General features: G+C 41.5%; 20 protein-coding genes and 3 pseudogenes. 15 read left to right on the top strand and 8 right to left on the bottom strand.

Annotated features, from left to right (window positions below; genetic code table 11):
* From ACQKL0_RS16020 to ACQKL0_RS16005, 4 genes and pseudogenes are all read right to left on the bottom strand, one after another.
* Positions 1-290 (bottom strand): annotated as a pseudogene (locus ACQKL0_RS16020) (hypothetical protein); the annotation flags it as partial.
* Positions 291-426: 136 nt separating this feature from the next.
* The gene (locus ACQKL0_RS16015; RefSeq protein WP_402867760.1) at positions 427-918 is read right to left on the bottom strand and encodes a YajQ family cyclic di-GMP-binding protein; all 492 of its coding nucleotides are present in this window, start codon (positions 916-918) and stop codon (positions 427-429) included.
* A gap of 126 nt (positions 919-1,044) precedes the next feature.
* Positions 1,045-1,176, bottom strand: coding sequence for a DUF3941 domain-containing protein (locus ACQKL0_RS16010; protein ID WP_403123592.1), 132 nt, complete (start codon positions 1,174-1,176; stop codon positions 1,045-1,047).
* Between the two features lie 68 nt (positions 1,177-1,244).
* Positions 1,245-2,111, bottom strand: a complete 867-nt coding sequence (locus ACQKL0_RS16005; RefSeq protein ID WP_427688563.1) for a DegV family protein — start codon at positions 2,109-2,111, stop codon at positions 1,245-1,247.
* Positions 2,112-2,265: 154 nt separating this feature from the next.
* On the opposite strand from ACQKL0_RS16005, the gene ACQKL0_RS16000 reads away from it, so the two are divergent.
* A complete protein-coding gene (locus ACQKL0_RS16000; protein WP_402867763.1) occupies positions 2,266-3,108 on the top strand; it encodes a YitT family protein in 843 nt (280 codons plus the stop codon).
* A 145-nt stretch (positions 3,109-3,253) separates the two neighbouring features.
* Positions 3,254-3,442: pseudogene (locus tag ACQKL0_RS15995) on the top strand (KGG domain-containing protein); the annotation flags it as partial.
* 43 nt (positions 3,443-3,485) lie between these two features.
* Here the strand turns inward: ACQKL0_RS15995 and ACQKL0_RS15990 are convergent.
* The 3 genes from ACQKL0_RS15990 to ACQKL0_RS15980 form a co-directional block, all read right to left on the bottom strand.
* Positions 3,486-3,677, bottom strand: a complete 192-nt coding sequence (locus ACQKL0_RS15990; RefSeq protein WP_407408616.1) for a DUF3813 domain-containing protein — start codon at positions 3,675-3,677, stop codon at positions 3,486-3,488.
* Positions 3,677-3,823, bottom strand: a complete 147-nt coding sequence (locus tag ACQKL0_RS15985; protein WP_402867766.1) for a hypothetical protein — start codon at positions 3,821-3,823, stop codon at positions 3,677-3,679. Before ACQKL0_RS15985 ends, ACQKL0_RS15990 begins: the two co-directional genes overlap by 1 nt.
* 96 nt (positions 3,824-3,919) lie before the next feature.
* Positions 3,920-4,732: a Cof-type HAD-IIB family hydrolase gene (locus tag ACQKL0_RS15980; protein ID WP_402867767.1), complete on the bottom strand. Its 813-nt coding sequence runs from the start codon at positions 4,730-4,732 to the stop codon at positions 3,920-3,922.
* A gap of 236 nt (positions 4,733-4,968) precedes the next feature.
* Between ACQKL0_RS15980 and ACQKL0_RS15975 the strand changes: the two genes are divergently transcribed.
* The 13 genes and pseudogenes from ACQKL0_RS15975 to clpB all read left to right on the top strand — a co-directional run bounded on the left by ACQKL0_RS15975 (position 4,969) and on the right by clpB (position 21,244).
* Positions 4,969-5,757 (top strand): prolyl oligopeptidase family serine peptidase, encoded by a 789-nt coding sequence (locus tag ACQKL0_RS15975; RefSeq protein ID WP_402867768.1) that lies wholly within the window; start codon positions 4,969-4,971, stop codon positions 5,755-5,757.
* Positions 5,758-5,869: 112 nt separating this feature from the next.
* A complete protein-coding gene (locus ACQKL0_RS15970; protein ID WP_402867769.1) occupies positions 5,870-6,178 on the top strand; it encodes a metal-sulfur cluster assembly factor in 309 nt (102 codons plus the stop codon).
* 115 nt (positions 6,179-6,293) lie between these two features.
* A complete protein-coding gene (moaA, locus tag ACQKL0_RS15965) occupies positions 6,294-7,307 on the top strand; it encodes a GTP 3',8-cyclase MoaA (RefSeq protein WP_402867770.1) in 1,014 nt (337 codons plus the stop codon).
* A 478-nt stretch (positions 7,308-7,785) separates the two neighbouring features.
* Positions 7,786-8,820, top strand: a complete 1,035-nt coding sequence (gene argC / locus ACQKL0_RS15960; protein ID WP_427688561.1) for an N-acetyl-gamma-glutamyl-phosphate reductase — start codon at positions 7,786-7,788, stop codon at positions 8,818-8,820.
* Positions 8,821-8,839: 19 nt separating this feature from the next.
* Positions 8,840-10,072 (top strand): bifunctional ornithine acetyltransferase/N-acetylglutamate synthase, encoded by a 1,233-nt coding sequence (argJ, locus tag ACQKL0_RS15955; protein WP_427688560.1) that lies wholly within the window; start codon positions 8,840-8,842, stop codon positions 10,070-10,072.
* Positions 10,073-10,085: 13 nt separating this feature from the next.
* Positions 10,086-10,859 carry an acetylglutamate kinase gene (argB, locus tag ACQKL0_RS15950; protein ID WP_427688558.1) on the top strand — a complete coding sequence of 258 codons (774 nt, stop codon included), beginning with the start codon at positions 10,086-10,088 and terminating at the stop codon, positions 10,857-10,859.
* Positions 10,856-12,007, top strand: coding sequence for an acetylornithine transaminase (locus tag ACQKL0_RS15945; RefSeq protein ID WP_402955847.1), 1,152 nt, complete (start codon positions 10,856-10,858; stop codon positions 12,005-12,007). The genes argB and ACQKL0_RS15945 overlap by 4 nt, the downstream gene beginning before the upstream one ends.
* 84 nt (positions 12,008-12,091) lie before the next feature.
* Complete coding sequence (locus ACQKL0_RS15940; protein ID WP_427688556.1) at positions 12,092-13,174, top strand: carbamoyl phosphate synthase small subunit; 1,083 nt, start codon at positions 12,092-12,094, stop codon at positions 13,172-13,174.
* On the top strand, positions 13,167-16,286 hold the full coding sequence (locus tag ACQKL0_RS15935; RefSeq protein ID WP_427688554.1) for a carbamoyl phosphate synthase large subunit: 3,120 nt from the start codon (positions 13,167-13,169) through the stop codon (positions 16,284-16,286). Before ACQKL0_RS15940 ends, ACQKL0_RS15935 begins: the two co-directional genes overlap by 8 nt.
* Positions 16,283-17,242 carry an ornithine carbamoyltransferase gene (argF, locus tag ACQKL0_RS15930; protein ID WP_427688552.1) on the top strand — a complete coding sequence of 320 codons (960 nt, stop codon included), beginning with the start codon at positions 16,283-16,285 and terminating at the stop codon, positions 17,240-17,242. Before ACQKL0_RS15935 ends, argF begins: the two co-directional genes overlap by 4 nt.
* A gap of 136 nt (positions 17,243-17,378) precedes the next feature.
* A complete protein-coding gene (locus tag ACQKL0_RS15925; RefSeq protein WP_402867778.1) occupies positions 17,379-17,558 on the top strand; it encodes a YjzC family protein in 180 nt (59 codons plus the stop codon).
* Between the two features lie 233 nt (positions 17,559-17,791).
* A pseudogene (gene tnpA, locus ACQKL0_RS15920) lies at positions 17,792-18,191 on the top strand (IS200/IS605 family transposase).
* 464 nt (positions 18,192-18,655) lie between these two features.
* Entirely contained in the window at positions 18,656-21,244 is a 2,589-nt protein-coding gene (gene clpB, locus ACQKL0_RS15915; RefSeq protein WP_427688550.1) for an ATP-dependent chaperone ClpB, read from the top strand.
* 79 nt (positions 21,245-21,323) lie between these two features.
* Here the strand turns inward: clpB and ACQKL0_RS15910 are convergent, their stop codons facing one another.
* Entirely contained in the window at positions 21,324-21,515 is a 192-nt protein-coding gene (locus ACQKL0_RS15910; protein WP_402867780.1) for a YjzD family protein, read from the bottom strand.
* Positions 21,516-21,706 lie beyond the last annotated feature (191 nt).

Below are 21,706 nucleotides of genomic sequence, written 5' to 3'. Positions count from 1 at the left end.
ACTTTCGTCATCATTTTGGGATGGTAAGAGCTACGTCCGCCACCATTATAGTGCTCGAAAAAGACTTTATCTTCTACTGATTCAATCATTTGATCGATTACACGCGCGACGTGGTAAGCTGGAATCAGATCCTGAATATCAAAAATCACAGTTGTTTGTTGATTATCATAGGGAATAAAAGTAGGTGTGACATTTCGTTTTTGGGGAACGACAGTTTCCTCATGTATGCAGAGTGGTAGTAAAGTTTGTTCCATGTTATAATTTTCTGTAGTAATCTTTGGATTGCTCATAAAAAATCGTCCTTTCTAAATGTTGTCTGGTAACTTCATTTTACTAAAAAGGGCGATTTTTTTGTGCATAAATTTATAAAAAAAAGGGGTTGCCCTAAAAGTCATATTCCTGACTTTTGGGACAGCCCCTACTAGTTTAGCGGTAATTTAGGAATTGTACATCAATTGATAATTCAGCACCACGGATGGCAGAGATGATGCCTTGCAGGTCATCCCTGTTTTTTCCGGTAACGCGAATTTGGTCGTCCTGAATTTGACTTTTGACTTTTAACCCACTGTTTTTAATGATGGTGTTGATTTTCTTTGCTTGTTCTTTATCGATACCTTGAATGAGTTTAGCGCGTTGACGGACAGTACCGCCGGAAGCCCCTTCTATTTTCCCGTAATCGAGGTTTTTGACGGGAACTCCACGCTTTATAAGTTTACTGATTAAAACATCTTTTAATTGATCAAGTTTATACTCGTCATCAGAAACCAAAACGAGGTCTTCCTTATCGATGGAAATCGTACTTAAGCTGCCCTTGAAATCATAGCGCGTTTGTATTTCTTTCATTGCCATGGTTACAGCATTTGTCACTTCCGAAAAATCTACTTTGGATACTATATCGAATGAATTTTCCTTTGCCATTACTTACCTCCAGCAGGTTTTATTTCTTTTATTATAGAGAAGATAGGTAAGGAAGACAACCATTCATTCTGTTAAGCAAGTGGACTTTGTCAAGGGGATACAGGAAAAAACGGGGGATGTCCCCCGTTATTTATGATCTGTTTTTTTGGAGTAGGAATGTTTTCCCGCTTTAAGATTTTCCTGGTAGGCAATGTTTTTTTCGGCGTTTCTCGCTTGGTTATCTTCGGGTCTTTTATTGTTATCTTTAGTGTGTGACATAATAAAAACTCCCTTCATAATCATGATCAATATGTATTGTTCACAATTATAAGAGGGAGTATGCATATTTATGATTTCACAGGGGTATCGTTTAAGAAGAAGATACCTACAGTACCAGGACCGGTATGTGCCCCGATTACTGAACCGATTGAATGGATCATGAAATTTGTCGTACCAAATTCATGTTGAATCACTTCTTTCCATTCCAATGCGGATTCTTCGTCATTGCCGTGAACAATACCAATTGTTTGAGTAGATAGATTTATGCCACGCTCATGCATTAATTCCATCGCTCTTTTCACTAATTTCTTTTTGCCGCGAATCTTCTCAAGAGGAACGAGTTTTCCATCCTCCACATTTAGTAGCGGTTTAATGTTTAATAACCCGCCAACAAGGGCAGATGTTTTGGATATACGTCCACCACGCGCCAAGTATTCAAGGTCACCTACCGTGAATAGGTGTTCCATGTGCTTGAGGAGAAAATTTATATGTGTTAAAATTTCTTCTTTAGAAGCTCCACTCTGAGCTAACTTGGCAGCTTGTTCAACGACCATGCCAATGCCTAATGATGCGCATTTCGAGTTAATGATCTCTATGTCCAAATCAGGGTATTCTTCCTTCACCTGGTTATGAATCATAACGGCTGTTTGGTACGTTCCGGATAGTTCAGAGGAAAAGGCAATATAAATGCCCTGTTTTTTTTCTTTGGCAAACTCCGTGAATATTTCCAAGAAATGTTCCGGAGAAACTTGTGAAGTTTTTGGAGCCTTGCCATCAAGCATGGCTTGAAAAATCTCCTTAGAATTAATGGTAACGATGTCTTCATAATTTTGCCCATCCAAATGAACTTGTAGGGGGATCAATGTTACATTGTTTTCTTGATAGAAAGACAATGGCAAGTCACATGCACTATCCGCAAGAATCGTGATAGCCATAATACACCCGCTTTCTTTTTACATATTTTAGTAAATGTGTGTTTTACTCTATTTAGTTTAGCATGTAACGGTGAAATTTCAATCACTACGACTATAGAAAGAGAAAATAAGGGGAATTGGCCACTAAAAATAGGATATATTGGAGGTTTTTTGGTTGTATGGTAATGAAATAAAGAAAATTCTAATTGTCATAATTGGTGCATTACTGAATGCTGTTGCAATGAACTTTTTTCTGATTCCTGCAAATGTTTATGCAAGTGGATTCACAGGGGTAGCGCAGTTATTATCAAGTATTATTGGATCCTTTGCACCATTTAATGTATCGACTGGTATCTTACTCTTTCTATTGAATATTCCAGTCACTATTCTTGCCTGGAGGAAGGTTGGGAAGTCCTTCACTTTTTATAGCTTCCTCAGTGTTATATTAATGAGTTTATTTATGGAAATCATCCCGCTAACACGATGGTCCCCAGACATTTTGTTGAATGCTGTCTTTGGTGGTGTGATCGCTGCGGTCGGAGTAGGGATTACATTGAAATTCGGGGCATCGACAGGTGGTATGGATATTATCGCCATGCTTTTATCACGCAAGAAGGACAAGCCTGTAGGAACTTACTTATTTCTTTTGAATGGAATCATCATCGTCACAGCCGGAGCGGTATATGGACCTGAAAAGGCCTTGTATACCCTCGTTACGCTTTATACTTCAACACGCGTGGTAGATGCTATACATACTCGCCATGAAAAGTTGACAGCCATGATCATAACGAAGCAAAGCGAGGAACTGAAGCAAGCCATCCATGCTAAATTGGTTCGCGGCATTACAAGGCTCCCTGCTAAAGGAGCTTTCACCAATGAAAGTAAGGAAATGTTGATGATCGTCATTACTCGGTATGAATTGTATGATTTGGAGAGGATTATTCAAGAAGTCGATCCTCATGCCTTCACCAACATTATTGAAACGTCGGGAATCGTTGGTACGTTCCGAAGGGAATGAACAGTAGGATTTTTACCATATTTTTCATTACTGTTACACTTCATTGACAAATGGATAAATATTGGTGTTTTACGTTTGAGGCTTATCCCAAACGGCTAATGTACTAGCGTATCGCCAATAAATCTTGTTGAAGGAGTGATGAACAATGGCTAAGAATGAAAAGATGAGTAGGGAAGAAGCTGGACGCAAAGGCGGGGATGCCACTTCGAACAATCACGATAAGGACTTCTACCAAGAGATTGGACGCAAAGGCGGAGAAGCCACCTCCGATTCTCATGATAAAAGTTTTTATAAAGAAATCGGTAAAAAAGGCGGAACAACAAGAAATAACGATTAAATACGAGAAAAGCCTCCAGGATCCTGGAGGCTTTTCCTTTTTACTTTAGATGGTTTTCCAACTTTTCCTGAAGTTCACGCAACTGTTCTTTTTCGGCATTATTCGTATTGGCATTAGCCGAAGAAAGAGCATTTTTGGCGATTTCCACAGTTTTTTGCTGGTCGCCACCAGGCTCAGAGTGGAGAGCTTCTTCAACAAAGTCCCGAGCGTTCTGGAATAATTTGTTTCCCATTAGAAGCCACCATAGCTTTGTTCTGACATAATACGTAATCTGTCTTTTTCAGCCTCTGCATACGTAGTGTGATAAGGGATTTTTTCAGCGTGTTTGGCAACACTTTCTTTGCCTTGCTGTACAAAACGTTTTGATTTTGTTCCCATTATATCTCCTCCGAATCTGAGCTTTTTGACAACGATGTTTGCTGTTGTCCCTACTAGTGTGGCTCAATGAATGGAATTTATGAAGGGAAAAATGTGTTATTTCAGATTAAATTTTTCCTCAAGGAAAATGGCAATGCCATCTTCCTCATTGGTCAAGGTTGTCGTGTTGGCTACGTTTTTCACCAATTCTATGGCATTACCCATGGCGACACCCGTTCCTGCGTAGTCAAGCATTTCCAAGTCGTTGTCCTCATCCCCGAATGCGATGATCCGGTCTTTTGGAATGTCCAGGTAATTGGATACACGTTGAAGCCCAACAGCCTTGCTTAATCCACTTTTTATGATTTCGATGATGTGAAAGGGCTCTGACCAACGTCGGTGATCAACCAATTCAGCATGAACATCCGATAGATGCTGCCGAATTTGCCCGACATATTCGCTATCTGTATGGATGAGCATAGAGGTAGGCGAATCGTTTAGGTAGTTTCGCAGGTCCCCGCTAGTCATTTTTGGATTCCCTACATTGAACATATTCATCAATTTTTCGTCATGATAATGGACATATAAATCATCCCTAACCTCTGCAATGATGTTATGATAGCTAAATTGGTCACAGGCCTCGACTATCTCTTTTGCAATCTTGATGTCGAGAGGTGAATGATACGTCCCCCAGCTTGTCTGCAAGGGATGGTGGACAAAGGCACCATTGAAATTGACGATAGGCGTTGTCAATCCCAACTCACGATAATAGAGTTCGCTTGAGCGGTAGGGACGGCCTGTCGCAATCATGACTTCATGTCCATCCTCTTTCAGTTTTAAAAGGGTCTGTTTAGTGCGGGGGGAAATGGATTTTTTATCAGTAAGTAATGTTCCATCAAGATCCAATACAATTAAATGCTTGTCATTCATCTATGGCACCTTCTGTTCTTTTTTGATTTTATTATAGGCGAATATTGTTAAGTTTAGTGTACTGAAATTGTAAATGTTTTTCATTCTTTATGCATTCTTGTATGATATTACTAAATGAAAGGGTTATAATAATCCCGAGATTATACGACTTACTTAAATAGGTTTTTTAATAAAATTTTGGTTGTTCCATATAGGGGCAATCAGCATTATAACATGAATGATTCGGAGGGGTCGAATTGGTGATCATCGAAAAAGAAGTAATAGGGCACATTCCTGTTTTACATGTTAGCGAACGGTCCATTTTCAATAAGGAACTGCCGCTAGTCATTTTTATACACGGATTTCAGAGTGCAAAGGAACACAATCTCCATTATGCATATTTAATGGCTGAAAAGGGCTTTCGCGTGATTCTTCCCGATGTTGTCTACCATGGAGAGAGGGAAACGGGGGAAAGCGAATCCGAGTTGATGCCTCGTTTTTGGGAAATGGTATTACAGAGCATCAAAGAGTTGCCCCTACTTAAAGATGATTTACTTTCCCGTAAATTAATCGATCCTAAAAGGATTGGCATAGCCGGCAGCTCAATGGGTGGGATTGTGACCAATGGGGCGTTAGCGACTTATGATTGGTTATCGGCGGGCGTGAGCTTGATGGGGAACCCTTCATATGTTTCGTTTGCCGAGCTTCAAATAGGGGAGATGAAAAAAAGGGAGATTAGCTTTCCCCTATCGGAAGAGGAAATCACACAAGCGATTGCACAACTTAAACCATTTGACCTAAGCTTGAATCCCGACAGGCTCGCTAATCGGCCACTATTGTTTTGGCATGGAGCAAAAGATCATGTGGTTCCTTATCAATATGCATATCGCTTTTATGAAGAGGTTAAATCAAGTTATAATGAAGGGGATAATAGAATTAATTTCATTCTCGACAAGAAAGCATCTCATAAGGTAAGCAGAGAAGGTGTGCTTCAAACGGCGAACTGGTTTGAGAAACATTTATTGCCAACTATACAAAAAGCTTAATGGAACGCGAAAAATCTGTTATGATTCTAATATGTAGATAGTGTAAACCGTTTTAACTATCAGCACCCGGTATGAATGACGGGGATAATTGATTATAAAAGGAGTGATTAAGATGGATCAAGATACAAAAGACATTATTATGGGAGCTTTGGAACAGGTTATTGACCCGGAGCTTGGAATAGATATCGTCAATCTAGGCTTGGTATATGATGTGGATATGGACGAGGCAGGACTAACGACTGTGAAGATGACCTTGACGGCTATGGGCTGCCCATTAGCTGGTACAATTGTCGATCAAGTGAAATTGGTGCTTGAAGATATTCCGGAAGTGAAAGAAACGGACGTGCAAATTGTGTGGAGTCCACCATGGTCCAAGGACCGCATGTCCAGATATGCAAAAATCGCATTAGGCATAAAATAAATTCCATGTAAAAGAATGAATAGAGAGCCAGTCAAAAAACGGTGAATCCGCATTTTGTGGACCAGCTTTTTATTGGCTTGGCTTTTTCTAATACATGAGGGCTAGGAGTGGTTAATTGACCAGTCAAATAAAAGATTCTTTAGATAGGCCATTAAGAGATTTGAGAATTTCCGTCATCGATCGTTGCAACTTCCGTTGTCAATATTGTATGCCGGCTGAAATTTTTCATGAGAATTTCCAGTTCCTCCCGAAGAGCGAGCTTTTATCATATGAAGAAATTATAAGGATCTCTAAAATATTCGCAAACTTAGGTGTGAAGAAGTTAAGGTTGACGGGCGGGGAACCGCTGTTACGCAGAAATCTTACCACGCTTATTTCCGAACTTGTCTTGATTGAAGGAATAGAAGATATAGGGTTGACCACCAATGGCGTGTTCCTGAAGAAGCATGCGGCCGATTTAAAGGCAGCAGGTTTACAACGAGTGAACATCAGCCTAGACAGTCTGGATGACGAGTTGTTTAAAAAGATGAATGGCAGAAATATCGGGATAAAACCGGTTCTGGAAGGCATCGCCGCTGCTAAAAAGGCAGGACTTGGCGTCAAGGTCAATATGGTGGTGAAAAAAGAAACGAATGAATCTCAAATCCTGCCAATGGCTCGTTTTTGCAAACAGGAAGGCATTCAACTGCGATATATAGAATATATGGATGTTGGCCATACAAATGGTTGGCAACTAAAAAATGTGGTAACGAAAAAGGAACTGCTCGAGATGCTACAGCAAGAATTCGAATTGGAACCTGTGGAAGAAGATTACTTTGGGGAAGTTGCTAAGCGTTTCCGTTATAAAGGAACAACAACTGAAGTAGGATTCATCACGTCGGTTTCGGAATCATTCTGTTCAAGTTGCACGCGTGCACGTCTCTCTGCAAACGGTAGCATATATACTTGCTTATTTAATGGGAAAGGCCATGACTTGAAGTCATTGGTTCGTTCAGAGATGTCGGATGAAGAATTAACAGACCACATCATCTCGATTTGGAATCATCGAGATGACCGTTATTCGGACGAGAGGGTAGCGGGCACTTTGAAAAAACAAGAAAAAATAGAAATGTCCTTTATTGGTGGTTGATTTTTAAAGGACAAGTTAAAAATACGGGATGGCAGATGCCATCCCGTATTTTTTTGTATGTGCATCGTTTGGTTAATGAATAAATTATACGGGTTTTATGCATGTATATGATGGAACAAGATATTAAATGATCCCTGGGTCAATACAATTGGATGGATACCGTCGATATCCCCGCAACCTTTTCATGTTGTAGGCATATAATTGCTGGTGGTCGGGGGACGGATATGGAGGTTGTGAAATGAATAAACAAGGCAATGAATGAACTACTGGTGATTTTAGCAACAAGAAAGGGTTAAATCTAAGACGTTGTTCATAAATGGGCTGTGAATGGAAAAAAATATATCAAAGAATAGTAGCAAAAGATAGAATTTTGTATATAATTTAATAATTTTATAAAAATACATTTGATTTTATTTTTATTCAATCATATAATAATAGAATCAAAGAATGACAGGGACTAGAATATAGGAGTGGTTTTATGAACGTTTCAATTGTCGGAGCTACAGGATATGGTGGATTGGAGCTAATAAGGTTCCTGGCTAATCATCCTCATTTACAAATAGAATCATTACATACTTCATCCCAATTTGGTCGGAGTATCCATGAAGAAAATCCGCATTTAATGCATATGAAAGATAAATTGGAAGCCATTGATCCGGAAAAAATCGCAAAAAAATCTGATATTGTTTTTCTCGCTACGCCTTCAGGTGTTTCCTCACAACTGATTTCGCAATTTTCTGATCTTGACTTGAAAGTAATCGATTTGTCAGGGGACCTCAGGCTTCAAACTCCAGGAGAATATGAACGTTGGTATAAAAAAGAGGCTGCCCCTCAATCCATCCTTGAAAAAGCTATATACGGTCTAGCAGAATGGAATGCCGAGGAAATCAGGCAATCCACTATTATTGCAAACCCAGGTTGTTACCCCACCGCTACATTGCTTGGCCTTGCCCCTTTATTTACGGAAGGATGGGCTACAGGTTCAGATGTCATTATCGATGCTAAATCAGGGGTGTCCGGGGCAGGGAAGTCTCCTTCGGTCGTAACGCATTATAGTGAAATGAATGAAAATTTCAAAATATACAAGGTGAACCAGCATCAACATATACCGGAAATTGAGCAACAGCTTGGACGCTGGTCGAAAGATTTACAGCCGATATCTTTTAATACCCATCTTGTCCCGATGACGAGAGGGATCATGGCCACAATGTACGTTAAATTAAACCGGCAAACTTCAACGGCCGAATTAAGGGATTTGTATGAAACCATTTATGATAAACATCCATTTGTTCGAATACAGCCAATAGATCACTTTCCTTCTACAAAACAAGTATATGGCTCGAATTTTTGCGATATAGGTGTTGCTTATGATGAAAGAACAGGAAGGGCAACGATTGTTTCGGTGATTGATAATTTAGTGAAAGGCGCTGCTGGGCAGGCCATTCAAAACGCAAATCTTTTAATGGGGATTGAAGAAACAACAGGATTATGGAACACCCCGCTTTATCCATAAAATTTCTTGGAGGGAAATAATGAATACATTACAGCAAGTTGAAACAATCAAACAAATTGAAAAAGGAAACATCTTAATTCCACAAGGATTTAAAGCGTCAGGCGTTCATGCAGGTTTACGTTACTCCAAAAAAGATATTGGCGTCATTTTTTCGGACGTCACGGCCTCAGCTGCTGCCGTTTATACACAGAATGTCGTTCAGGCGGCCCCAATCGATGTGACGAAAGACAGTATTTCCGTCACCGGCAAAATTCATGGCATCATTGTGAATAGTGCCTGCGCGAATGCATGCACTGGAAAGCAAGGGCTAAAGGATGCGCTTGAAATGCGAAAGCTTACGGCACAAAAGTTTGGCTTGGAAGATCATGCTTTTGCTGTTGCTTCAACGGGAGTCATTGGTGAGTACTTGGATATGGAAAAGATCAAAAAGGGAATAGATTTACTCGAGATAGCTGATACACCAGGAGCCGCAGAAGACTTTGGTACCGCTATTTTGACGACGGATATCGTAACGAAGAGCTGTGGGTATGAAGCGGTCATTGACGGCAAGGTCGTAAAAATGGGCGGTGCAGCGAAAGGGTCGGGGATGATTCATCCTAACATGGCTACGATGCTTGGATTCATTACGACGGATGCAGCCATTGAACCGGCCGATTTACAGCAGGCGTTATCTAGCATAACCAACGATACCTTCAATCAAATCACGGTTGATGGTGATAGTTCCACGAACGATATGGTTCTGGTTTTGGCAAATGGAGAAGCAGGCAATGAACCATTATCCAAAGCACACCCGGAATGGTCCGTCTTCTTGAATTTATTGAAACAGACATCTGAAAACCTTGCTAAGCAAATTGCAAAAGATGGAGAAGGGGCTACGAAGCTAATTGAAGTCAATGTCCATGGAATGAATGAGAAAACCGATGCACAGATGATGGCAAAAACGATTGTGGGTTCAAATTTAGTGAAAACCGCAGCGTTTGGTTCTGACGCTAACTGGGGTCGCATTATCGCGGCCATGGGAAGAAGCGGAGTGGCCTTTCAACCTACACAAACAACAATCGCCTTTGGTGATATCGTAGTCCTGAAGGAAGGCGAACCGGTACAGTTTTCCGAAGAAGAGGCGAAAGTCTATTTAGAAAATAAGAGTATAACGATTAATGTCTATTTACAAGATGGGAACGAATCAGGTACGGCATGGGGCTGCGATCTAACCTATGATTATGTGAAAATTAATGGGAGCTATCGATCATAAGGGGGATGAATGGGTGGACACTTTAGTCATCAAATGCGGCGGCAGCATTATTAATGAGTTATCCGAATCATTTTTTACGAGTATAAAAGAATTACAAAGCCGTGGGTATCAAATCGTCTTCGTTCATGGAGGCGGTCCGGATATCAATTCGATGCTTGAGAAATTCGAAATTGAACCAGTGTTCGAAGATGGGTTGAGAAAAACGACAACAGACGTGCTGGAAGTGGTTGAACTGATGCTGGCAGGTAAGTCTAATCGTTGCCTTGTACACAAGTTGGAAGAACACGGAATCAAAGCAGTTGGCCTCAATGGATCGGATGGCGGCATCCTGACCGGTGAGTTCATTGATAAAGAAAAACTAGGGGCTGTCGGTGAAATTCATCAGGTCGATACAGAACTATTGGAATTGTTTTTCGACAAAGGCTTCTGCCCAGTGTTGACGCCTATCTCCTCTACAGAAGATGGAAATAAACTGAATGTGAATGCCGATATGGCTGCAGGTTCAGTGGCGAAAGCCCTTTCGGCGGCCATGTGTTTATTTGTAACAGATGTTAAAGGGGTAATGAAGAATCATCAAGTCATCGAAAAGCTGACCGAATCGGAGACGCAAGATTTAATTACAGATGGCAGTATATATGGAGGAATGATTCCAAAGGTAAAGACTGCATTATCCGTGTTGAATAAGGGCGTCGAAGAAGTGATGATTGTAAGTGGAAAAGAGATCTTCTACGAGGATGGACAGTTCATCGGTACGAAATTTTTACAGAAAGAAGGGGTATTCAAATGAGTTCTTTATTTCCAACGTATGCAAGATGGGACATAGAACCAGAAACAGCGAACGGTACGAAGTTAATGAGTAAGAATGGGAAAGAGTATCTGGACTTTACATCAGGAATTGGAGTGCTGAATCTTGGTCATTGTCACGAAAAAGTGAAGAATGCCGTTACCCAGCAGTTGAATAAGTATTGGCATGTATCGAATATGTTCCAGAGCTCTGCACAGGAAAGGGTTGCGGGCATGCTGGCAGAAGCATCGGGATTGGACCACGTTTTCTTTGCCAACAGCGGTGCGGAAGCAAATGAGGCAGCAATTAAACTTGCCCGTAAAGCGACAGGGAGAAGTAAGATCGTCACTTGTTTACAATCATTTCATGGGCGTACTTTCGCAACAATGGCAGCAACCGGGCAAGATAAGATCAAGAAAGGTTTCGGCCCGATGTTAAACTCTTTTGAATATGTTCCATTTAATGATAACGACGCTTTAGCCGCCGCAGTAGACGGTGACACGGCAGCGGTCATGATTGAAATCGTTCAAGGGGAAGGTGGCATTCATGTTGTTCAGCAAGCTTATTTGGATGCAATTGCTGCCGCATGTAAAAAACATGGAGCCCTTCTTATCGTTGATGAAATTCAAACGGGAATTGGCCGGACAGCTAAGCCATTCGCTTTCCTTCATTTCGATATCCAGCCAGATATCCTTACTTCGGCCAAAGGGCTTGGAAACGGACTCCCTATCGGGGCAATGATCGGTAAAAGGGAATTGGCGGAATTCTTTGGTCCTGGAAGCCATGGGTCCACTTTTGGAGGAAACCCAGTGAGTGTCGCAGCTGCCGAAGCGGTTCTAACTGAAATATTCCAACCGGATTTCTTAAAAGAAGCAGAGGAAAAAGCTGAGTATCTGAAAAGTGAATTGACCAAGGCGTTAGAGGATCTTGACGATGTAATAGAAGTCCGGGGTCTTGGGATGATGATTGGCATTGAATGCAAACAGGAAGTCCAGGGCTTTATATTGGAGATGCAAGAGGCAGGTCTACTTCTATTGAGTGCCGGGCCGAACGTACTTCGCTTGCTTCCACCGCTTACGGTGAATCAATCAGAAATAGATCAGGCAATCGTGAAAATTAAAAGTGCAGTGGCAACAAAACAAATAATCTAAATTATTTGAATTTTTATAGAATGAAATGAATAATTATGCTACTATGTATATAAATATACATCATCTACCTAAGAGGTGAAAAACATGAAAAATTATTTATGCTTAGAAAATGGTTCTGTATTCGAAGGGAATCTGTTAACTAAATCGACTCAGAAAACAATTACTGGAGAGATTGTCTTTTTTACCGGAATGACCGGATATCAGGAAGTATTGACTGATCCGTCCTATAAAGATCAAATCGTCATCTTTACGTATCCCTTAATTGGGAATTACGGAATCAATCCATTCGATTTCGAAAGTAAGAAGCCTCATGTGGCTGGCGTTATTGTGTATGAAGGCACTATGAATCATTCACATTATCAAGCCGAATATTCACTTGCTGAGTATTTGGATAAATGGAATATTCCTCTATTGAGTCATGTGGATACAAGGGCTGTCGTCAAGAATATCCGTCAAGAAGGTTCCATGCAAGCGGCGATCTCCATGAATGAAAACTTTACCTTCGAATCCAAGCTCAATGGTATAGCCGCACACGTCGCTGTAGTTTCCACGAAAGAATATGAGGAATTTGGAGAAGGCGGCAAGCATATTGTATTGATGGACTTTGGCTATAAAAAATCCATTTTAACTTCATTGATCGAGCAGGGGTGCCATGTTACAGTCGTTCCCTTCGATACGAAATTCGAACAGATCGTGAAATTGAAACCGGATGGCATTTTGCTTTCAAATGGGCCTGGGGATCCAAAACAGCTTGAATATCTGTTGGATAATATAAAGAAAATCATTTCGAATTTTCCTACCATGGGCATTTGCCTAGGTCATCAATTGACCGCACTTGCTTTTGGGGGCAATACGAAAAAGATGCTGTTTGGGCACCGAGGTGCGAACCAGCCCGTGGTCGATTTGAAAACGAAAAGGGTTTATATGAGTTCACAAAACCATAGTTATGAAGTGGATGAACCAAGTTTAGAAGGAACATCGCTTCAAGTCCGGTTCCGTAATGTAAATGATCATACCGTTGAGGGCCTTATGCATAAAGACCTTCCAATTTTCACAACTCAATACCATCCTGAAGCAAATCCAGGACCGGTTGAAAGTTCACTGTTGTTCCACGACTTTTTACAAATGATAAATGATTATAGCGGGAGAGAAAAAGCATATGCCTAAAGACAACACGATACAGACCATATTAGTAATTGGTTCAGGGCCAATCGTCATCGGGCAGGCCGCTGAATTTGACTATGCAGGAACACAAGCCTGCCTCGCCTTAAAAGAGGAAGGCTATAAAGTCATTCTTGTCAATAACAATCCGGCAACCATCATGACGGACGAAATGAACGCGGACGCGGTCTATTTCGAACCGTTGACGGTGGATGTACTGGAAAAAATCATTGCGAAAGAAAAGCCAGATGGCTTACTTGCCACTTTAGGCGGTCAAACGGGATTGAATCTTGCCTATCAGTTAGATGATGCTGGGATTCTTGAAAAATACAATGTCAAATTACTAGGAACACCGATTGACTCCATCAAAAAGGGAGAAGATCGTGAGCTGTTCCGTCAACTAATGTTTGAAATAGATGAGCCAGTGCCGGACAGTAAGATTGTCCATACTTTGGAAGAGGCGGTAGCTTTTGCTGAGGAAATTGGCTTTCCCATCATCATCAGACCAGCCTACACACTAGGCGGAACCGGTGGTGGAATCGCAGAATCCATGGAGGTTTTCAAAGAACTTGTTCGGGGTGGTCTTCAGGAAAGCCCGATCACTCAATGCTTGATTGAACGAAGCATCGCGGGCTTTAAGGAAGTCGAATATGAGGTCATGCGTGATGGAAACAATACATGCATCACCATCTGTAATATGGAAAATATTGATCCAGTCGGTATTCACACAGGTGATTCAATCGTGGTTGCACCATCACAGACATTGTCTGATGATGAGTTTCAAATGCTACGTTCTGCCTCTATTAAAATCATTTCCGCTTTAGGGATTATCGGGGGCTGCAATATTCAATTTGCACTTGACCCTAACAGTAAACAATATTATTTGATTGAAGTGAATCCGCGTGTCAGTCGTTCTTCTGCATTGGCTTCCAAAGCGACTGGGTATCCAATTGCCCGTATCGCTGCAAAACTGGCTGTCGGCTATCATTTATCGGAAATCATCAACCCAGTAACGAAGAGCACGTATTCAAGCTTTGAACCGGCGTTGGATTATGTAGCAGTTAAGTTCCCGCGTTGGCCATTCGATAAATTCAAGACGGCACACCGTAAATTGGGCACACAGATGAAAGCGACAGGAGAAGTAATGGCCCTGCATCGCAATTTCGAAGGCGGAGTACAAAAGGCTATTGATTCATTGGAATTAAAGACAAACGGGCTTCAGCTCCTGTCATTAAAGGATAAGTCAGTATCCGAGCTTTGGGAAAAGCTTGCCGAGAAATCGGATGAAAGAATCTTTGTCATTTTTGAAATGCTTCGTAAAGGTGTGACGATGGAGGAAATCCATGAAGCAACCGCCATAGATTACTATTTCCTTCACTCTTTCGCTTCGCTGATCGAGGAAGAAAAGGATATCTCTTCCAAGACTGCTGAATTGGTCAACAAGGAAGAGATGCAGCTTTACAAGGAGAAGGGCTTTTCAGATCGCTACCTTGCCTCCGTATGGAATATAAGTGAATTCGACGTGAGGGCACTTCGTAAAACACTGGGTATAACTGCCGTTTACAAGACGGTGGATACTTGTGCAGCCGAATTCGACTCACATACGAACTATCATTATTCGACTTACTTTGGAGAAAATGAACAGCTAAAAACAGATAAGAAAAAAGTTCTGATGATTGGCAGCGGGCCAATCCGAATCGGTCAAGGCATCGAATTCGATTATTGTTCCGTTCATGGCGTTTATGCCCTTCAAGGTGAAAATGTGGAAACGGTCATGATCAATAATAACCCCGAAACGGTCAGTACGGATTTTGCGATAGCAGACCGTTTGTATTTCGAGCCTTTAACTTTGGAATATGTCTTGAACGTCATTGAAGCGGAAAATATTGAGGATGTCATTGTCCAGTTTGGCGGTCAGACGGCTATCAATCTGGCAAAAGGATTGGAAGACTACGGAATCAATTTGCTTGGTACTTCATTTGACATGCTTGATCAGTTAGAAGATCGCGATCGTTTTTATCAACTGTTACAAAAGCTGGACATTCCGCATGTCCCAGGAACAATGGCTGACAGTGTGGGACAGCTCGTTGAAAGTGCTGAAACAATCGGCTTCCCTGTGCTGTTGCGTCCGTCTTATGTCATCGGTGGACAAGGAATGGAAATAATCCGTTCAAAGGAAAGTTTGTTGAACCGAATCGAAAATGGTGCAGAACTTGTGTATCCCGTATTGATCGATTCTTATATTCCTGGTAAGGAAGCAGAAATCGATTTGATTGCGGATGGTAAGGAAGTTTATATCCCAATCGTAGCCGAACATGTTGAAAAAGCAGGGGTTCATTCAGGAGATAGCCTGGCTTTACTGCCTTCACAGTCCTTATCGGATGATATTAAGGGGAAAATGACCATTTATGCAGAAAAGCTTGTGAGAGAGCTTGGATATAAAGGACTCATGAATATCCAATTCGTCATTGATGGCAGTGATGTATATGTACTGGAAGTGAATCCACGTGCCAGCCGTACGATTCCAATCATCAGTAAAGTCACGAACGTCCCATTAGTGCAAATGGCGACAAAAATATTGCTTGGGAAATATTCTTTAGCAAATTTGGTTGAAAAAACAGGATTAATGGAAGATATTCCGTATTCGGTCGTCAAATATCCAGTATTCTCAACCTTCGCTTTAAGTGGACTGGATTCAAAAGTCGGTCCGGAAATGAAGTCTACAGGTGAAGGCATCGCAATCGGGGAAACCATGATAGAAGCGTTAACGAAAGTATTTCACGCTCAAAAGGCTAAACATACGACAGGTGTGTATCAAGCCGAATCAGCCCAATTAAGCGAAGGACTACTTAAGCTAATCCATGATGCCGACTTGGAAATCACCCATTCGGACTTTGACCAATGGCTAAAGGCAGGCAATGCAGCCGTCGTCTTGGCTTACGGAGCAACGGATGAAGATAAGCAGTTACGGTTATTAGCCGCCAAATACAGACTATTGGCCTTTTCGGAAGAGGAAACATTTAAAGCGTATTTACAATCACTGAAGCATGCGGATCCAAGCGTTACCTCATTGCAGGAATGGCTTGCAACTTATTCGAAAGGGGTGTCACATGTATGAATGCACTGATGGCACAGTCGCACTCGAAAATTTTGGGTGGAAAAGACTTCTTGACGATGAAGGAAACAACATCAAAGGAAATTGCAGCTTTATTGGAGTTGGCGCAAAATATAAAAGCCAAATTACAAGCGGGCGAGGAATATAAACCTTTAGCTGGTAAGACATTAGGGATGATTTTTGAAAAATCATCGACTCGTACCCGGGTCTCTTTTGAAGTGGGAATGCTACAGCTAGGTGGCCATGCATTATTTTTGAGCAGTAATGACTTGCAAATCGGACGTGGAGAACCCATTTCCGATACGGCAAAAGTCCTTTCCGAGTACCTTGATGGTATCATGATTCGTACTTTCGGGCATGAAAAAATCATGGAATTGGCTGATCATGCAACCATTCCCGTTATTAATGGGTTGACTGACCTTGCACATCCTAGCCAAGTGATGGCGGACTTCCTGACCATCCTAGAATTGAAAGGGAAATTGAAAGGATTAAAAATGAGTTACATTGGCGATGGGAATAATGTAGCCAACTCATTGATGGTCGGTTGCGCTAAAATGGGCATGAATTTCTCGATTGGATGTCCGGAGGGGTATAAGCCTGACGAAGAAATCGTTGCCTACGCGAAGGAAGTAGCAGCTGAAAACAATTGTGAAGTAACTGTTACGACCTCAGCGGTTGAAGCCATTAAGGACGCAGATATCGTATATTCGGATGTATGGACCTCCATGGGGCAAGAAATTGAGAATAGCATCCGTTTAGAAGCGTTTAAGGGCTATCAAATCAACGGTGAACTTGTTAAACATGCAAAGAATGATTATCTATTCATGCATTGCTTACCTGCTCATAGAGAAGAAGAGGTGACTGCAGAAGTCATCGATGGGCCGAATTCGGTCGTATTCCATCAAGCGGGGAACCGTCTACATGCCCAAAAGGCGGTTCTCGTAGATTTACTATCATAATAAATTTAAGCGTCTGCTCTATAGCAGGCGCTTTTATATTTTGTCCACCATCCTCTTTTCCCTTTTGAAATTTTCGGTAATGAAAGAAAAAAAGGTGGCAATAATAATAGGGAAAGCATGTAAAGGGGTGAAATACATGGGGCAAAATCGTCAATTTAAGCCAGGGCAAAAAGCACCTAATAATGGGGCATACGTAGAAATCGGTGAAACAGGAAGTATGGTAGTCAATCCGAAAATGGTCAAGCTCGAAGCAGGGGACACCTTTCCTGAGACTTCGAATCATAACCGGCTATGGACCTATCAAAGAAAGCCATAATGAAATGGAAAAGCAGGAAAAGGATGATCATTCCCTTTCCTGCTTTTTTGTAGAAAAGAAAACCCTAGGCTAGGCCTAGGGTTCTAAAAAGCTTTCAGCGTGCTATTAAAAAAACTCTCCCATGGTGCTAAAACATTTTTGGTTCGCCAACCAAAATATCAGCATCACGGAGGAGTTTTATGTCATAAGACACTAATAGTTTAGCACACACTACCTGGAATTGTAAGTATCATATCGTATTTGCACCGAAGTACAGAAGACAAGTGATTTACAAGAAAGATAAAAAAGGATATTGGTCAAATATTGCGCACGCTATGTGAAAGGAAAGGCGTGGAAATCATTGAAGCAACGGCATGTAAAGACCATGTACATATGCTCGTGAGCATTCCCAAAAATAAGTGTATCTTCATTTGTGGGTTATTTAAAAGGGAAAAGTAGTTTGAATATATTTGACCGTCATGCCAATTTGAAATCCAGGTATGAAACCGAAAGTTTTGGTGGACGGGATATTATGTAGATACAGTTGGACGAAACAAAAAGGTAATAGAAGAATACATACGGAACCAGATACAAGATGATATAGTCGCAGATCCGTTCACAGGTGAAGAGATACAGAAAAAGAAAAGGAAGTGAGTGGGAGGCCTTTTAAGGTCTGGCCAGTAAAAGTAGTACAATTGGCGAATCAGGGGGCCCTTTAGGGCCTGGTCAGTAATAAAGGCTTTCAGCCGCAGAGAAAACCACCCATTATCACGGGTGGTCGTTATTATTGGAACATTATTCTTGAGTATATCCGAAAATATTCGAGATTTCTAAAAAACTCTTCCGCAAATATTTACTTAAAGGCTCTTCGGGATGATTTGGCCTTTCTTCTTGATTGAAGAGAGGTTTTTTGCTTTGTACTTTTAACTTTTAGAGTAAACAGATTGTATAAACCCTCTGGTAGGGTGGGTTGTAAAGGGTTAATAGCAGAAATTATCACTGTCCCATATAACTTTTCTTTACAAGGGAATAATAAGCAGTATAATTAAAATATAAAGGTCAAAGTTGGTCAAACATCATAAGCATTCTTTTGGAAACAATGAATGGGAGGTTTTAAGATGGATTTTAATATGATGACGGAAAGAACCCAGCAGGCATTTATAAGTGGGCAGGAGCTGGCCAAGGATAGGGAAAACCCGGAACTTACCGAGCTTCATCTATTAAAAGCCCTGATGACACAGGATGAAAGCCTACTCATTAGAATTTTGTCGGAAACGAATCAATCGCTCAGTCATTTCGATACGGAGCTGAATAAAGAAATAAATAAGTTGCCTCAAGTGAGCGGAAGCACCTCTCAAGTTTATATGTCGAATTCCCTTCAGAATGTGCTGTCGGCAGCTGAAAAGGAAATGAAGAGCTGGGAGGATGAGTATCTATCAGTTGAGCATATTTTGCTTGCTTTGTTAAAAGAAGATAAACCGAACATAAGAAAGCTATTTGCGGACTATGGGATCGACTATGGGAAAGCGAAGCAAATTATCCAAACGTTAAGGGGGAATCAGAGAGTGACTAGTCAAAATCCGGAAAACACATATGAAGTTTTGAAAAAATATGGAAGAGATCTTGTTGCTGAAGTGAAGGCGGGGAATGTGGATCCTGTCATTGGCCGTGATACGGAGATCCGGAATGTCATCCGTATTTTGTCACGTAAGACAAAAAATAACCCCGTATTGATTGGGGAACCTGGTGTTGGTAAAACGGCCATTGTCGAAGGCCTGGCCCAACGAATTGTCCGAAAAGATGTACCGGAAGGGCTTAAAGATAAAACGGTGTTTTCGCTTGATATGAGTGCGTTGGTTGCCGGGGCTAAGTTTCGCGGTGAATTTGAGGAACGACTGAAAGCGGTTCTGAATGAAGTGAAAAAGAGCGATGGGAACATCCTATTATTCATCGATGAATTGCATACCATTGTCGGTGCTGGTAAAACGGAAGGGGCAATGGATGCCGGAAATATGCTGAAGCCAATGTTAGCGCGTGGTGAATTGCATTGCATTGGTGCAACCACACTTGACGAATATCGTAAGTATATTGAGAAGGATCCCGCTCTTGAACGGCGTTTCCAGCAAGTGCTTGTTCCAGAGCCAGACGTAGAAGATACCATTTCCATTTTGCGTGGTCTGAAGGAAAGGTTCGAGGTCCATCATGGGGTCAGAATACATGATCGATCCATTGTGGCAGCAGCTGTTCTATCAAATCGCTATATCACGGAACGCTTCTTACCGGATAAAGCAATAGACCTTGTGGATGAGGCTTGTGCAATGATCCGGATGGAAATCGACTCGATGCCAGCGGAACTTGATTCGATTACGCGGAAAGTCATGACGTTGGAGATAGAGGAAGCCGCCCTTAAAAATGAAGAGGATGCTCAAAGCAAAGCAAGATTGGAGGTACTCCAAAAAGAACTTTCGGAATTGCAGGATCAGGCTACCAGTATGAAGGCCAAATGGCAAATGGAGAAATCGTCCCTTCAAAAAGTCCAGGATCAAAGGGAAGAACTTGAAAAGTTAAAGCATGAGCTGGAACAGGCGGAAAATGACTATGACCTGAACCGTGCAGCTGAACTTCGACATGGGAAGATTCCACAGCTTCAAAAGGAATTGGAGGCCATGGAAGAAGAGGTGGAAAATGGGAAGCAGGAATCCCGTTTGCTCCGCCAAGAAGTGACCGAGGAAGAAATTGCCTCAATCGTTGCTAGATGGACGGGTATTCCGGTAAGTAAGTTAGTGGAAAGCGAAAGGGATAAATTGCTTCGTCTTTCGGATATTCTTCATGAACGGGTAATCGGTCAAGGGGAAGCGGTGGAACTTGTATCGGATGCTGTTTTACGGGCTAGAGCCGGGATCAAGGATCCAAACAGACCAATAGGTTCCTTTATTTTCCTTGGACCGACAGGGGTCGGTAAAACAGAATTGGTCAAAGCGTTGGCAGAGACGCTATTCGATAGTGATGAACATATGATACGGATTGATATGTCTGAGTACATGGAGAAACATTCTGTTTCCCGTTTGGTCGGGGCGCCTCCCGGATATGTAGGGTTTGAGGAAGGCGGTCAGTTGACGGAAGCGATTAGGCGAAATCCGTACTCGGTTGTGTTACTTGATGAAATCGAAAAGGCTCACCCGGAAGTCTTCAATATTTTATTGCAAATGCTAGACGATGGCAGGATCACGGACTCTCAAGGTAGAACGATCAACTGTAAAAACACGGTGATCATTATGACTTCCAATATCGGTTCACATTTCTTGCTTCAGTCCAATCGAGAAGATGGAGCCATTGAAGAAGGAATAAAAGAGCAGGTCTTCACGGAGTTAAGAGGACATTTCCGTCCTGAATTTCTAAATCGTGTGGATGATATCGTTCTGTTCAAGCCACTCACAAAACTAGAGATTGTCGGTATTGTTGAAAAGATGATTCAACAGTTGCAAGTAAGGTTGACTGAACAAGATATCACGCTTGGTGTGACGGATGCCGCTAAGGAATTTATTGCTGAACAAGGGTATGACCCAGTATACGGAGCAAGGCCATTGAAACGTTTTATCCAAAAGCATCTAGAAACGATGATTGCCCGTAAAATTATATCGGGGACGATTGGTGATCATGGAAGTATGACGATAGATTATGACCAAGAGGGATTGGTTTTGAGGTAAATGTAAGTAGTTAGTTTAGAAAATAGCTGAAAACGGTATATGAAAGAGGACATCCTAAAAGGATGTCCTCTTTTGCTTCTTAATGTTGATGTGAGTCTTTTGATGGCCCTTCAGGCATAACAGCAGGGATGATACAAACTAGAACAGCCGTAATAAGTCCTAAAATTGTTCCCTGTGTAGCATCGTATGAAACTCCGATCATGGAAGAAACAACATATACAAGCATATGCACTAATACGAATGTCCAAAGAATTGTCCAAGCATAACGCATCGAATTTCACCTCATTCCACTACAGTCTTTTTTATCTTACCATAATTAATATACAGTTAAAACGGCTTTTTCATAATAACTGATAAATAATTCATCGTTGCCCTTTCATGTCTTTTGAACGACGGGCGATATCAGTCACGAATCCAGCAGGCATGATTCCTGAAAATTAATGGAGAAAAGTAATTTAAGAC

It is taken from the genome of Peribacillus sp. NPDC097264 (assembly GCF_050277925.1).
Classification (GTDB): domain Bacteria; phylum Bacillota; class Bacilli; order Bacillales; family DSM-1321; genus Peribacillus.
Note: the sequence above shows the minus strand (reverse complement) of the source record. Positions and strands in the feature narration are given on the sequence as shown.

What these genes read in the sequence shown, in the direction of transcription:
- ACQKL0_RS16015 (WP_402867760.1), bottom strand. Translation starts at nt 918, where the DNA reads ATGGCAAAGGAAAATTCATTCGATATAGTATCCAAAGTAGATTTTTCG.
- ACQKL0_RS16010 (WP_403123592.1), bottom strand. Translation starts at nt 1,176, where the DNA reads ATGTCACACACTAAAGATAACAATAAAAGACCCGAAGATAACCAAGCG.
- ACQKL0_RS16005 (WP_427688563.1), bottom strand. Translation starts at nt 2,111, where the DNA reads ATGGCTATCACGATTCTTGCGGATAGTGCATGTGACTTGCCATTGTCT.
- ACQKL0_RS15990 (WP_407408616.1), bottom strand. Translation starts at nt 3,677, where the DNA reads ATGGGAAACAAATTATTCCAGAACGCTCGGGACTTTGTTGAAGAAGCT.
- ACQKL0_RS15985 (WP_402867766.1), bottom strand. Translation starts at nt 3,823, where the DNA reads ATGGGAACAAAATCAAAACGTTTTGTACAGCAAGGCAAAGAAAGTGTT.
- ACQKL0_RS15980 (WP_402867767.1), bottom strand. Translation starts at nt 4,732, where the DNA reads ATGAATGACAAGCATTTAATTGTATTGGATCTTGATGGAACATTACTT.
- ACQKL0_RS15970 (WP_402867769.1), top strand. Translation starts at nt 5,870, where the DNA reads ATGGATCAAGATACAAAAGACATTATTATGGGAGCTTTGGAACAGGTT.
- argC (WP_427688561.1), top strand. Translation starts at nt 7,786, where the DNA reads ATGAACGTTTCAATTGTCGGAGCTACAGGATATGGTGGATTGGAGCTA.
- argJ (WP_427688560.1), top strand. Translation starts at nt 8,840, where the DNA reads ATGAATACATTACAGCAAGTTGAAACAATCAAACAAATTGAAAAAGGA.
- ACQKL0_RS15945 (WP_402955847.1), top strand. Translation starts at nt 10,856, where the DNA reads ATGAGTTCTTTATTTCCAACGTATGCAAGATGGGACATAGAACCAGAA.
- ACQKL0_RS15940 (WP_427688556.1), top strand. Translation starts at nt 12,092, where the DNA reads ATGAAAAATTATTTATGCTTAGAAAATGGTTCTGTATTCGAAGGGAAT.
- ACQKL0_RS15935 (WP_427688554.1), top strand. Translation starts at nt 13,167, where the DNA reads ATGCCTAAAGACAACACGATACAGACCATATTAGTAATTGGTTCAGGG.
- argF (WP_427688552.1), top strand. Translation starts at nt 16,283, where the DNA reads ATGAATGCACTGATGGCACAGTCGCACTCGAAAATTTTGGGTGGAAAA.
- ACQKL0_RS15925 (WP_402867778.1), top strand. Translation starts at nt 17,379, where the DNA reads ATGGGGCAAAATCGTCAATTTAAGCCAGGGCAAAAAGCACCTAATAAT.
- clpB (WP_427688550.1), top strand. Translation starts at nt 18,656, where the DNA reads ATGGATTTTAATATGATGACGGAAAGAACCCAGCAGGCATTTATAAGT.
- ACQKL0_RS15910 (WP_402867780.1), bottom strand. Translation starts at nt 21,515, where the DNA reads ATGCGTTATGCTTGGACAATTCTTTGGACATTCGTATTAGTGCATATG.